The sequence below is a fragment of the Rhodanobacter sp. G1 genome (genome assembly GCF_055397855.1).
Genome location: NZ_AP039674.1, coordinates 1,758,557 through 1,771,430 on the forward strand (window position 1 = coordinate 1,758,557; position 12,874 = coordinate 1,771,430).

At 61.0% G+C, this 12,874-nt stretch carries 12 protein-coding genes; 5 read left to right on the forward strand and 7 right to left on the reverse strand.

Annotated elements, in window-relative coordinates; all coding sequences use genetic code 11:
- The first annotated feature begins 15 nt into the window (after positions 1–15).
- Entirely contained in the window at positions 16–714 is a 699-nt protein-coding gene (locus ACZ5Z2_RS07970) for a Fe2+-dependent dioxygenase (RefSeq protein ID WP_464761682.1), read from the forward strand.
- A gap of 17 nt (positions 715–731) precedes the next feature.
- On the opposite strand, the gene ACZ5Z2_RS07975 is transcribed toward ACZ5Z2_RS07970, so the two are convergent.
- The 4 genes from ACZ5Z2_RS07975 to ACZ5Z2_RS07990 all read right to left on the reverse strand — a co-directional run bounded on the left by ACZ5Z2_RS07975 (position 732) and on the right by ACZ5Z2_RS07990 (position 4,857).
- Positions 732–1,508 (reverse strand): tetratricopeptide repeat protein, encoded by a 777-nt coding sequence (locus ACZ5Z2_RS07975; protein WP_464761411.1) that lies wholly within the window; start codon positions 1,506–1,508, stop codon positions 732–734.
- Between the two features lie 10 nt (positions 1,509–1,518).
- Complete coding sequence (locus ACZ5Z2_RS07980; RefSeq protein ID WP_464761412.1) at positions 1,519–3,819, reverse strand: TonB-dependent receptor; 2,301 nt, start codon at positions 3,817–3,819, stop codon at positions 1,519–1,521.
- Between the two features lie 272 nt (positions 3,820–4,091).
- Entirely contained in the window at positions 4,092–4,361 is a 270-nt protein-coding gene (locus tag ACZ5Z2_RS07985) for a DUF6538 domain-containing protein (RefSeq protein WP_464761414.1), read from the reverse strand.
- Positions 4,362–4,566: 205 nt separating this feature from the next.
- Positions 4,567–4,857: a helix-turn-helix domain-containing protein gene (locus ACZ5Z2_RS07990; RefSeq protein WP_464761415.1), complete on the reverse strand. Its 291-nt coding sequence runs from the start codon at positions 4,855–4,857 to the stop codon at positions 4,567–4,569.
- Between the two features lie 119 nt (positions 4,858–4,976).
- Here ACZ5Z2_RS07990 and ACZ5Z2_RS07995 point away from each other — a divergent pair, with 119 nt between their 5' ends.
- The 4 genes from ACZ5Z2_RS07995 (at position 4,977) to ACZ5Z2_RS08010 (ending at position 8,520) form a co-directional block, all read left to right on the forward strand.
- On the forward strand, positions 4,977–5,330 hold the full coding sequence (locus ACZ5Z2_RS07995; protein WP_464761416.1) for a hypothetical protein: 354 nt from the start codon (positions 4,977–4,979) through the stop codon (positions 5,328–5,330).
- A 10-nt stretch (positions 5,331–5,340) separates the two neighbouring features.
- Positions 5,341–5,868, forward strand: a complete 528-nt coding sequence (locus ACZ5Z2_RS08000) for a hypothetical protein (RefSeq protein ID WP_464761417.1) — start codon at positions 5,341–5,343, stop codon at positions 5,866–5,868.
- A 299-nt stretch (positions 5,869–6,167) separates the two neighbouring features.
- Positions 6,168–6,389, forward strand: a complete 222-nt coding sequence (locus ACZ5Z2_RS08005) for a hypothetical protein (protein WP_464761418.1) — start codon at positions 6,168–6,170, stop codon at positions 6,387–6,389.
- A 430-nt stretch (positions 6,390–6,819) separates the two neighbouring features.
- The gene (locus ACZ5Z2_RS08010; RefSeq protein ID WP_464761419.1) at positions 6,820–8,520 is read left to right on the forward strand and encodes a site-specific integrase; all 1,701 of its coding nucleotides are present in this window, start codon (positions 6,820–6,822) and stop codon (positions 8,518–8,520) included.
- On the opposite strand, the gene ACZ5Z2_RS08015 is transcribed toward ACZ5Z2_RS08010, so the two are convergent.
- The 3 genes from ACZ5Z2_RS08015 to ACZ5Z2_RS08025 form a co-directional block, all read right to left on the reverse strand.
- Positions 8,459–9,085 (reverse strand): DUF6988 family protein, encoded by a 627-nt coding sequence (locus ACZ5Z2_RS08015; protein ID WP_464761420.1) that lies wholly within the window; start codon positions 9,083–9,085, stop codon positions 8,459–8,461. The two genes, ACZ5Z2_RS08010 and ACZ5Z2_RS08015, sit on opposite strands and share 62 nt — an antisense overlap.
- Positions 9,086–9,142: 57 nt before the next feature.
- Positions 9,143–10,549, reverse strand: coding sequence for an AlbA family DNA-binding domain-containing protein (locus ACZ5Z2_RS08020; RefSeq protein ID WP_464761421.1), 1,407 nt, complete (start codon positions 10,547–10,549; stop codon positions 9,143–9,145).
- Between the two features lie 103 nt (positions 10,550–10,652).
- Positions 10,653–12,305, reverse strand: a complete 1,653-nt coding sequence (locus ACZ5Z2_RS08025) for a MobA/MobL family protein (RefSeq protein WP_464761422.1) — start codon at positions 12,303–12,305, stop codon at positions 10,653–10,655.
- Between the last annotated feature and the right edge of the window lie 569 nt (positions 12,306–12,874).

The window sequence follows — 12,874 nt, forward strand, 5'->3', positions numbered from 1 at the left end:
GAAGGACGAGAGCCGGTGCTGCTGCATATCCCCCAAGTGCTGACGGTGGACGAGGTGTCCGACTATCGGGCGCGACTGGCGGCCGCCGGATGGACGGACGGTCGCCTCACGGCCGGCTATCAATCCGCACGGGCCAAACACAACCTCCAGTTGCCGGAAAGCGATCCGGTCGCGCAGGAACTTGGCGCACGGGTGCGCACGGTGCTCAGCCGGAGTGCGCTTTTCCTCGCCGCCGCGTTGCCGCGCCGTATCTTCCCGCCGTTGTTCAACTGCTACCGGGAAGGCGACGGCTTCGGCAACCACGTCGACAACGCCGTGCGTTATGACCGAAGCAGCCCCTCGGTCGAGGAAAACGGCCAACCGGTGCGTACCGACCTGTCGGCCACCTTGTTCCTGTCGTCGCCGGAGGAATACGACGGCGGTGAGCTGCTGATCGAGGAACTGCTGGAAACCAGGCAGGTCAAGCTGCCGGCAGGCGATATGGTGCTTTACCCGTCGAGCAGCGTTCATCGGGTTCAAGCGGTCACACGCGGTGCGCGCATGGCATCGTTCTTCTGGATCCAGAGCCTGGTGCGAGACGTCAGCCAGCGCAGCCTGCTGTTCAATCTCGACATGTCGATCCAGAAGCTGGAACGCGACCATGCGGGTGACCCCACACTCGTCGAGTTGGTCGGCACGTACCACAACCTGTTGCGCTTCTGGACGGACGTTTGAAGCGCATGGCCTGTTCGTCATGACCATGCGCTGGCCCTGCCGTACGCAGCGCGCAGGCGTTCGCGCGTCGAGGGATCGGGCAACGGCGGCAACGTTTTGGCGAATGCACGCAGTTCCTTATGCGCAGAGGATGCCAGCGTTGTCGCCAGTTCGGCGATGAAACGCGGCGGCGCATTTGCCGTAGCCCGGCCCAACCAGTGCAGCGCTTGATCCATGTGGCCCTGTTCCGCGAGCGCGGAGGCATGGCTGCACTGGCCGCGATAGTCGCCGCCTTCGGCGGACTTCCGGTACCAGTCGAAAGCGACGTGTCGATCCACCGGCGCGCCCCAGCCGCGCTCGTGGTAGAGGCCGAGGAAGTTCATCGCACGGGCATGGCCCCGGTTGGCGGCCATCTGGAACCAGGTGAAGGCCGCGGCGCGATCCTGCGCGACGCCGCGACCATGTGCCAGCAACTGGGCGTAGTTGTACATCGCCCAATCGCAATCGAGGCCGGCGGCATACAGGTACCAGTAAGCCGCCTGCGGGTAGTTCACGGCCGTGCCGAAGCCGTATTCATGGCAACGGCCAATCATGTTCATGGCCATCGTTACGCCCGCATCGGCGGCAGCGTGGAACCAGCGCAAGGCCTCGGTGCTGTCCAGTCGCGTGCCGACACCGTTGATGAGCAACTGGCCCAGCCCCAGTTGGGCGTTGGCATCGCCCAACTGTGCCTGGCTGCGAAGGCGTGCCACCGCGGCGGACGGATCGTGCTGCAGCAGTTGCTTGACGTCTTCGTAAGGGTCTAGGTCGGACATACCCGCACCGTCAGAACTTCAGGTCGATCGTTGCCATGTAAGTGCGACCCGGCGCTGGCAGCGCGTACCAGTAGAAGTCCTTGGAGTAGTAGTGGCGGTTGAACAAATTCTGCACGTTGGCTTGTAGCGCGATGTGATGGCTGATCTGCCACTTCGCCATCGTATCGACACGCCAGTAGCTGTCGATGTACTTGGCGGGCGAGCCGGCGTAGCCGATCTGCTTGTCGCGGTAATAGGCCCCCGCGCCGAGCGTCAGCGCCGGAACCACGCGGTACGTGGACCACAGGCTGAAGGTATTAGGCGGTGTGTTGGGCAACTGCTGGCCAACTTCGTCGTAGATGCCACCCTTGATGATCTTGGCATCGACATGCGAATAGCCGGCGATGATGTTCCAGTTGTCGGTGATCGAACCGTTGGCGCTCAGCTCGAAGCCCTTGGAGCGTGTCTTGCCGATCTGTTCGGTGACGTCCGGCGTCACGTAGACCACGGAGTTGGTATGGTTCTCCACGAACACGTCGCCGCTCAGCAGCAGGCGGTTGTCGAACAGGTTCCACTTGGTGCCCAGTTCCAGCGAGTGCGTTTTCTCCGGCTTGGGCGGCGTGCCCTTCAGTACTTCGTCCTGGCCGGCATTGCTTTGGGCCTGGTTCTCGGGGATGAGCGAGGTGCTGGTGGTGAGGTAAACGGTGCCATTGCTGGTCGGCTTGTACATCACGCTCGCCTGGTAGCTGGCGAATGATTCCCGGTACGCGCTGGCCTCCAGCGCATTGATGAGCGGATTGGCCAGGTCGCTCGATTCGGTGTGGTAGCGGTCCCAGCGCACGCCCACGTTGGCCTTCCATTGCGGACTGAAGGTGATCGTGTCGAAGGCGTACGGTGCCCAGTCCGTGGTCCTGAAATCGGCGATGGAGAAGGTGGCTGGCGTGATCGAGCCTTGCCACGGGTCGTGCGGGTTGGGCGAGTACAGGCTGGTGCAGTCGTAGCTGGTGACCAGGGCCGGATCACTGCAGTTGCCGCTGGAGGAAAAGCCTTGTACGCCGGCGGACGACACGACGTTGTAGCCGTCGTAGGAGCCTTCGCCGAGGAGGCGCTGGCGTTCGTTGGCGGCGTCGAAGCCGACGTCCACGTCATGGTGGATCGACCCGGTGTCGAAATGCCCGAACAGGTCGACGCTGCCGGCCACGCTGCGGGTCTCGTCGTGGTTGGCGATCGGCAGGCGGTACACCGCGTCGCTGCCAGACACCGTCGGCAGGGTCAGTACGTAGTTGTTGATGGAGTCGGTGTAGCGAAGCTGGCTGCGCAGCGACCACGCTTCGTTGAAATCGTGTTCGAGGCGAACCGTGCCGGCATTGACGTCGTTATGGCGGAAATCGCGGTCGGCCAGGCCGTAGTAGTTCTTCGGGTTGATGCCCAGCGTTTCCGTCAACGGGCGGCCGGTGCCGCTGAAATCCACCGGGATGCCGTAGTCGGGCGTGCTGTTGTCTTCGAAGTGGTACCAGCTCAGGATCAGGCGCGTCGGCGTATTCAGGCCGAACGTGAGGGTGGGCGCAAAGCCGACCTTGTCCGTACGCACCGCGCTGTCGCGGCCCGGCACGCCGCCGCCCATCGTCATGATGTTGAGGCGGCCTGCGATGTTGTTGGTCAACGCATAGTTGCCATCGAACGTGCTGCGGTACTGGCCGGCGCTGCCGTAGGTGCCGCTGAGTTCCACGAAGTCCTTCGCCTGGGCGGTCTTGGTCACCAGGTTGATGCTGCCACCGCCGGCTGCGCGGCCGGCGATGGACGAATCGGAACCCTTGACCACTTCCACCTGGTCGAGGTCGAAGATGTCACGGGTCTGCACGCCGATGTCCTGCAGGCCATCGACATAGAGGTTGCCGGTGGAGTTGAAGCCGCGAATGGCGGGCAGGTCACCCGTCGGCGTACCGCCTTCGCCCGCGGCGAAGGTGATACCGGGCACGTTGCGCAGCGCGTCCTGCAGCGACGTCGCTGCCGTTTCCTGCATCACCGACTGCGGCAGCACGGTGACCGACATGGGTGTGTCCAGGAGCGGCGCGGTGAACTTCGGCGAGGAGGGCTCCAGGCTTTCGCCCTCGACGTTGACTGCCTCCAGCTTCGTGACGTTGTCCTTCTTGGGGGCAGTCTTTTGGGGCGGCGCCGAAGGATGGGGCGGCGGCGATGGCGACTGGACGTCTTGCGCCCAAGCGTGCGTGCTACCCAGCACCAGGGCAGCACCTAAGGCTTTCAGTAGTGGGCCACCCATCGGCTTGCCGACAGTCGGCATCGTCGCTTGGTTCGTCGCGGTTCGGTGCATCGCATGTCCCCTTCGTGAGCTGAGTAAGCAAGCTGTGGAAGGTCCGCCCCGTGGATGGGATGCGCCGTTTCCGAGAAGGCGCGAAGGGTAATGAGAATCAATATCAAATACAACTGCAATAATTTGCGGTGATGCCACTTTCTTCCGAGCGCGTCTCGGCGTTCGCGCGACATTGGCACGGTGCCGGTGGTCGACCCGTTAGGCCCACCTCAGGCGCGGCGTGTTTTCGATGCGTGCTTAACGTGTCGAACGCCGCTGCTCTTGGGTGTCCATCACGCCCCCTCTTTGAGCGGAACGATACACAGCCGGCTTTTCTTGACGATCTTGCGGCCGATGGCCGCTTGAAGATCCCGTGGTAAAACCAGTCGAAAGTGCCAGGTGCCCGACGGATGCCGAAGGAGATGGTGTGCCAGTCGCATGGTTGGATTGACCAACCGGTTGACCAAGCAGGCAAAAGAAAAGGCCCTGAAAAACAGGGCCTTTGTGTCTTGGCGGAGAGGGTGGGAGAGACTTCCCCATGCTTCCAAGCCAAGCCCGGCCATGCTTGGCGCTTCCGGTCGGGTTGACCCTCGAAGTTGACCAAGGGCGCGAACGGTATCAGCCCCCCATCAGGATTGCCATGGGCATCGCCATTGCTTCGATGATGTGGGGAAAGGCGACTTGGTCATCTCGTATCGGCTGGCCGATGTCGAGCGCCGGTCACGCCCGGTGCTCGGTGTCGGCCCGCCCGAAGGGCAAGCACGGGATCTAACTTCTGCGTCGCCGCCGCGGCGGTCGCCGCTCGCTCTCCCGGCTCTTCAAGCGTTCCTCGAAGAGCTTGGCGAACGCGATGAAATCCACGCCATAGAGCCGGCATAGCTCCCGTACCTGGATCAGATCCACCCCGCGCTGGCCCACTTCGATCGCCGACACGTAGGTCTGGGGCCGTTCCAGGGCGTCGGCCACCTCCGCTTGGGACAAGCCGGTTTTGAGCCGCAGGTCTTTGAGCAACAAGACCAACTCGGTGTGCTCGGGTGTGTGGATGGATGCGCGTTTCATGGCCGTCCCCGGTGGGCGGCCCAGACGTTATTACCCGTTCAACGTTTACTGTAAAGTCAGCATATAACCCATTAAACGGGTAACCTCCCGACCACACTCACCCACAGAGGAATCTGCAGATGAAAACCGCAAGGAAGGTTGTGCTGACACTGAGCGTGATGACGATGGGGCTGCTGGCCGGTTGCGCCACGACCATCGGCAAAGATTTCAATCAGAGCACGGTTCAGGGCTTCATCCCGCATCAAACGACGATGGATCAAGCCATCGCGGCCTTGGGGCAGCCGCAGGAACGCGAGACCGAAAGTGACGGCTCCACGCGCCTCCACTATCAATTCGTGGTCTCGAAAACTTCCGTGGGTGATTTCGTGCCGTTTGCTCCGACGTCGGCGAACGTTTCAGGCAAGGACACGTTCCTCTACTTCGACCCGTCGGGCCGCTACATCCGCGCTGAATCGAACCAATCGAACCAGTAGGAGGCCCCGCATGAAGCTCCTGCTGATCCAGATGGCTCGCATCGCCCTAGCCATCGTGGCCGGGTTCATGGCCGGCTGGCTCCTGTTTTTCGTCGTCAGGCTTCGCTTTCTGCCCCCTGGCCTGCTGGTGCCTGGCTGCATGGTGGCCGTGTGGTTCCTGCTGCCTCGGCTCTTCCCGGCGTTCAAAACACAGCCCCAGACCGCTGGATCCGGGCCGATCACGTTGCAGGTCAACGGCCAGCCCTTTCATGCCACGCACCGTGCCAAAAACGTCGCCATCAATGCCGCCGGCCAAGTGTGGTTTCGGGACACGAAAGGCAAAGAGTGGATCTTGGATCCCGGTGGCATCCGCAGTTGGAAGCACGAGTGGACGGATCGTTCAAATCAATACGGCATGATCGCGCACAACGACAATTTCCTGATCATCACCACGAACAACCTGGATCACCCCACGCACCGGATAAAAATGGGCGGCCACTTTCAGCACGAGTTGGCCAAGGAATGGCACGCCCGCCTGACGGCGCTGCTGAAATCCTGATACCGGCTTGGGTGGTACGGGAAGTCCGGCGCACTCGCCGATGCACCGAGAACCTGGGGCCGCCTCCGTTGGAGGTGGCTTTTTCTTTGACAGGAAACGCGGGCCACAAACCAAGACAGGCTCGTCGCTGGCCAAGGCACGCCCCGGAGTCTCTAGGTGCTCAAAGCGATGATCAAAATCGCCTTGACCACCCACATCGATCGAGATAGCGTTCTGCACCAGCAATAGCGCTAACCCTCCCCAAAGATGGGGAAGGACGGGCGGCACGGATGCCGGAAATCTGTCACGTTGGGGCAGCCGTGAACGCAAAATTCCGCATTACCGCCTGTTTCTGGGCGATGTTTCTTCTGAGTTTGCTTGCCCTGATCGGGGCGTTTCTGCTAAGGATGGAAGGAAAGGGCGGAGCCGGCTCTTTCCTGATCGTCTCTGGCTTTTCCGCGGTGCTTTCAGCCGTGGTTGGGACAACTGGAAAGGTCTCCCTGCAAGGCGTCACTGACTTGGTCAAGGCGGCACGCCGTTAGTTATAGGCTTGGCTGCCTCGACGGTGCGCGTGCGAGTGAGTATCCGGAAAAATGGGGTTGGAAAAATCTCAACGCTGGCGGTGCTTTATTTGAAAATAGGTCATATGTCATTTAGACCCTACCTATTTGCCTGACCCATGCGATGCGGTTCGAAACGACGAAAAACGAGCGGATCGAAGCAGGGGCATGAAGACTCCGGACAGATGGCGCCCAACTTCTCAAAAACGGACGCCTTGTCAACCGCCGGGCCCGGAGCTGGGGCGAGCGCGCGCCCGACACCCCCTCGAATCGACGCTGTTCCTGGCTTTTTTGCCAAGAACCGCATCAGCACGTCGATTCCGAGACGTATATTTTTTCTTGCGAAATCAATGAGTTGACAGACTGGAAATCTTGACTAGAACGTCGCCTCCGCTTGCTGCCCGTTCTCGTCATGCCCCTCATCAGCTCAGAAACCCACCTCTACGACCTCGTGGCCACCCGTGACGGGTTCCGCGTCTCCCCGACCTGCGCCGATGGGCATGTGCTGGTCATGGAGCTGGTCGAGCGGCTGGGCCTTCTGGATCGCATGCAACCGCGTTCGGGTCGGCCGGGCACCGTGGATCGGGGGTTCATGCTGGATCGGGCTGACACCGCCATCCGGTTTCCCGTACCACCGCCCGTCCTCCTTGCGGACGCCATCCCTCGACAGGAGGGGGCCTGGGTTTCTGCGCTGGCACCCGCACCGCCCCCGCCTGTGTTCTCGCCGATCGGCCATGGCCCGAATACTGTCCCCATTCCAGAGGCAGCCGCCGTGGCGACCGTTTCCGCGCCGTCCCCGGCGACAGTCCAGCCGGCGGCTTCCCCATCCGGAGTCCAGCCGCCCACCACGGTCGAACCGGCACCGATCGCCGCCGGCAAGCGCCTGAGCGAAATGGTGGCCCTGAACCTGGCCAACCTGGCACGGGGGCCCAAGAAAGCCACCCCGGCCACACGGGATCGCCGCTACATCCTGAACCTGCTGCTGGATGTGCTGGGGGACAAGCCGGTGGGCGATGTCACCGCCGAGGATGCCAATGCGATGGCGGATGTCCTGGCGTCCTGGCCACGCTACCTGCCGCATTACCCTGAACTCCAAGGCCTACCGGCACGGACGGTGGCGGCCCTCGCGAAGAAGAAAAAATTGCGACTGATCCAGCGAGGCACACAGGGCAAGCACCTCATGGCCCTGAATGCGTTCTTCAACTGGTGCGTGGAAACAGAGACGATTTCGGAAAACCCATTCCACTACGTGGACAACGGCCGCTATCGCGACAAGGTGCCGAAGAAGCGGGACATCTTCTCCGCGCAGGATCTGCAAGCGATCTTTGCGTCCCAGCATGTGGGCCACTACACGGAGCCGCACAAGTATTGGGTGCCCCTGATTTCCCTGTTCACCGGCATGCGCGTGAACGAGATCTCGCAGCTCTACGTGGCCGACATCCAGTCCGATACCGAGCTGGACGAGGATGGGGTGGAGCACGCCATCCTTTACTTCGACATCACGCCATTCCGCGAAGGTCAAAGCGTCAAGACCGGCTACTCGCTGCGCCGGATTCCGGTTCCTGCGCGCCTGCTGGAACTGGGGTTTGAACGCTATGTGGCCGATGTCCGGGCCTCGGGTTCGGAACTCCTGTTTCCGGGGCTGGGCTGGCCCGAAGGTGGCCCGGGTCGAACCGTCTCCCGCTGGTTCAACAAGCACCACCTGCGCCAGGCCTGCGGCATCAACAGTCCGAAGAAGTCACTGCACTGCTTCCGGCATACCCTGACCACCCGGTGCGACCGTGCGCACGTCCCCAAAAGCGTCATCCAGACGATCAACGGCCACAGTGACGGCCAAGGCGTGGACGCGCGAACCTATGTCGCCCGCGGGTCGCTGTTGGAGTGCAAGCGAGCTTTGGATGGCGTGAAGTATCCACCGCTGGATCTTGTTCCTTACGTGGCCGAGCGGTTCGCGGCCTACTTGGCTCAGGCCGCCGCGCAGGCGGCCCATGCGGAACGGTTGGGAGAAGAAGGGAAGCCGGCGGTGAGCCGAAAGGGGCGGCGGGCGAAATTCAAGGCGTCGGTACCATGCCCAGAGCCGGCGGGAACGGCAGCTCATCGTCCACCTCGTTGAGCATGTCATTGGCGAGTTCGGCATTGCCCGCAACGCCACCAACGATGTCCACGGCCGCCATCTTGGCCACCCAAGCGCCGATACCCAAGGCGTTCGCCATGTCTTCGACGTCGTATCGGGGGCCCACGACGTCGGGGCCTTGTCGCATCACAAGATGCTCGATGCCCCCATGCGTGAATGGGTTCAAGCGCTTCACCAGTTGCTGCATCTGGTCTTTTCTTGGGCCTGAGGCGTGCTCGTCAGCGATACGCCGCAACAGCGGATCCAGTGTCTGCGTTGATTTCCCTTCTGCGAACGCTGTGAGCTGGGCCTCGTCCGCCTGGTAGAGCAACCAGTAGCCCAACGCGAACCCTTCAACCGCCGGTCGAAGTAAAGCCAAGGCGGATCCGTATGCCTTGGCCTCAACCAGCACCGTCATCCCGCGTTGGTGCTCCAACGCCAATCCGTATGCGGCGGCTGCGAGGCGATTTCTTATCGTGGATTGAAGCTGCTGATTTTGGACATGCCGCATCGCCCAGACCATCGTATCTTTGGCATGACGATAAGCCTGATCAAACGTGTTCATGGATATCCCCATGGAGCATTCGACAATTTTTCTACTCGCCTGAGATTGGAGCCTAGTCTATTTGAGCGCTGGACTACGTTGGCTTTGTGCATTTTGAAAACGCCGACTTGCGCCGATGATCTGAGAGTAATAACTACCCTCATCTCCTGAGGCATCAACCTCCATCCATTCGGGCAGTCCAAGCGCACGAACAATATGCGTAAACATGCCAAGCGCACTGAAAACAGTTTGACTTAACTGGGTTTCATTTTCGTCATTGTTGTCGGGAAGCTTCCATGTTTCCGCAAACGAAGCCATGCCTTTCCCGGGGTAAAGAGTGATTATTTTTCTCAAAATTACGGGAATATGATGCTTTTCGACATGATCTACTACACCTTGACAATCAAGGAATGGGACAAATCCGTTTGCATTATGGATCTGAGCCTTGAACCAAAAAGTTCCGCTGCTTTCAAGCTCAGCCATAAGCTTCGTCTGGATGTTTGAAAGGCCCATCAAAGTGGCAAACAAGCTATTTATATCTATAACCTTGAATTCCGTGTGCCCGTCAGCCCGGAGGGCGCTTATAAACCTATCTTTCTGTTCATAGCCATCAAGAAAATCATGACCATCGCTAATTTCAGATATATTTACATACCTAAGAGGAACGACGATGTCACTCGTCAGATCCCTAAACAACTCCCAAGTTGAGCTAATAACTCCAGGATGGTTATTAGTGAGTTGCCTTGCCACAAAACCCAAAGGCGAATTGTGAACTGTATCGAATGGCCATGTCGCAATCTCGCCGGCTGGATCCCCCATGATTTCCCTTATCCGATCTATTGCTCCTGAGAACCAAAGATCCCTTTCCTTCCATAAGTCACTAACAACAAGAAGCCTAATGAAAGGTGATTTCTTTTGGTTGGCGGGAAGTGATATCCTGTCGCTCAATATCGCTGAATAATGCTTTTCAAGTCGTTTTCGACGCTTAAACAGCTGTCCGAGCCGACCCCGATCCGTTTCTGGCACTGGTTCGGAGCCATCGCCCACTCGACGGTAGATCATGCCTGAGCGGTGAACATGTGGTGTGTTGAAGCTCTTCTGCACCCGGAGAACGACAACCGCCCGCCCGGATTGAAGTGAGCCGGAACCGCCGGCGCGGATGACATGAACATCGTAGTGCGCGGAAGGATTGATGCTTTGGGCGACAGCCTGCCGGATGCGAGACAGGGCCGCGTCCACCTCATCGTCAGGCAGACCAGGAAAGCTTCCAGCAACCTGTTCATCTCGGGATTTTTCCTCGACCCCGTAGAACACCCATCCCCCATAGGTGTTCGCAAAGGCAGCCACAGATTTTGCTATGCCGTCCGCCTTGGATAGCTCCCGTTTGTATTCGACATACCATCCCTCGGCGATCTCTCGCAGGACTTCAAGATCCTTTTCATCGAGGTCTTGAAGTGCCTTGCTGCCAAACGGTTCAAAGTCCATTGCGTTCCCCTGTCGTTGCTGTTCGTCAACAACTTTATCCGGTCATATGAAGCCGCGTATCTCAACCGAAGCATTGAGAGCGCCCACCGGTCGCGCAAGTGCTTCATGCTGTCCTTCCCAACCTAGGCCGATGCTCCAACGCCGTCCGGCGTAACGCCGGCTCAGCGGTCTTCCAGTCTTCCCGAGCCAACACCGGACGTGCAGCCTTGATCCACGACCGCTCGTCGTCGGTGGCCGCGCTGCGCAGGGCCAGAACCCAGTCCACCTTAGCCTCGCGGACACTGTCCAGTGCGCCACCGAGCCGCCCCAGCTGTTCGCGCTGGTCGCCGCGTAGTTGGTGACCCTCTTGGTCGAACGTGGCGATCTGCGACCGCACACGCCGTGCCGCGGTTTGGGCGTCGTGGGCCTGTTCGTCCCAGCGTTTCACCTCGCGGTACAAGTGCCGCCACTCGGCGGGTTCACCCATGACAGTGGCCGTTCGCAACCGCCACGGATGAGCGGCCTCCCATTGGGCCAACCGCCGCCGGGCGGATTGGCGGGCGGCCCGCCGTTCGCGATGCTGATCCTCATGCGTGAAGGCGGCCGCTTCGCGGCGGTCGCGCTCAGCCTGATGGTCGCCGAGTTGAATCGCGAGGCGAGCGAGGACACCCAGCACCTTCTCGATCACCCGCACCAGCCGCAGCACCTGAGCAAACAGCCGCCGCGCCTCGGGCTCCTCTGGGGCGGGCACCTTTTCCCGGAACCTCGCCAAGAGTGAACCGGGTACCCCTTCCAGCAGCAGACGGGGTGGATCGGCCGCCACAGCGGCCGACGGGGTGGCCTCTGGTTTCGGGGTTACATCGGGTTGATCGGGTGCCGGACACGGTTCCGATAGCGGCTCGGCCCTGACCGGCTGCACGGCTTCATGCCGCACGTCGGTCTGGGCCTGTCGCCGCTGTTCTTCCAGCACGATCGCATGCGCCGCTTCGTAGACCTTGGCCGGCACCAGGATGTCCCCGCGCAAGGCATCGCCGCGGCGGGTGAAGAAACCCCGGCGTTCCATGGCCGTCACGGCCGCCCCCAACGTGGGCTGCGGGGTGATGGGCAAATCTTGCCGGGCGTAGCTGCGGTGGTCGTAGTCAGCCGGGAGCTGGTTGGCGGCGGTGTAGCGGTTCGCCAGTTCGGCCCAGCGTTCGTTGAGCTGCTCGACGAATGCGCCGGATGTGTTCTTGTTCGAGAGCAGCACCAGCTTGGCGCCCAGCCCCCAGTCCGAAGTGCCATCCTCGCCCTGGATGTCTTCTAGCCGCCGGGTCGGGAAGTAGAGATGGGCGTGGAAGCCGACTTTCTCGGCAGGCTTCGCCTCGCCCAAGGCGTCCACGTCGGCATCCCGGTGCAAGCCCAGGGAGACGGCCGTATGAAGCTCCTGGCAGATGAATCGCGCCATCTCTTCGGCCAAGTCACCGGCCTGTTGATCCGTCAGACCAAAGGGCATCGGGATCCTGTAATCCCTGGCCACCTGGGCGTCCTTTCGCTTTTCGGCGGCTTCCACCCGGTTCCACAGCTCTTCGGGATCGGTGGCCCAGGCCGGGGCACCCTCCGGCGCCACCGTGAGCGCCCGGACGATCTCTTCGCCGATCTTCCGCCGGCGGTAGTCGTGCCACTGGCCCGTCCGGCGGTCGTAGAGCCGCAGGCCGAGCCGGTAAGCCACGCCAGCGATGGCGGAATGGCCGGAACCGCGGCTGTGGGTTTCAAGGTGGGGGCGGGCATGCTGTGACATTCATCCTCCGTGATGAACCACCCGTGGCCGGGGTGGCGTCGGTCATCCTGACCATGAAACGTGTGCGGCTGCCGGCCTGATGCATGCCCGCCCCCACGCCAGCATCCAAGCAGAATCGGCGTCCATGTCAAGTTCACTTGACATGTTTGAATCGGGTTGGATGGCGATGCCCGGAAGGGGCGCTGCCTGCCTTTGCTTGGTGCTCTGGCTCGACGCTTAGCGTTGGCCTTGGCTCTGAGCGTCGTGTTCGTAGAACACTAAGACGCGCTCTGGCTTTGCCTGAGTTCCGAGTGAAATTTGGTCGTAACCATCTTGACAGTGCTGCAAATTTTGGGAGGTTTAGGTAAATATCCCGCTGGCCCACATCATGAAGATTACTTCGAGTTCCTCTGCCTCATGGTCGATCCGCCTCCATCAATTGATGCAGTGGCTTCAAAGGAATGCCGAGGAAGACGTGCTCATCATTGGAGCATGCGTGGCCCTTGCCACGTGGCTAGGTAGACCGACCACTGTCGGTGGCACGGTCGGCTTTGCTATCGTTGGGTTGCTTCTTGGTCTTTTGCTAAGAA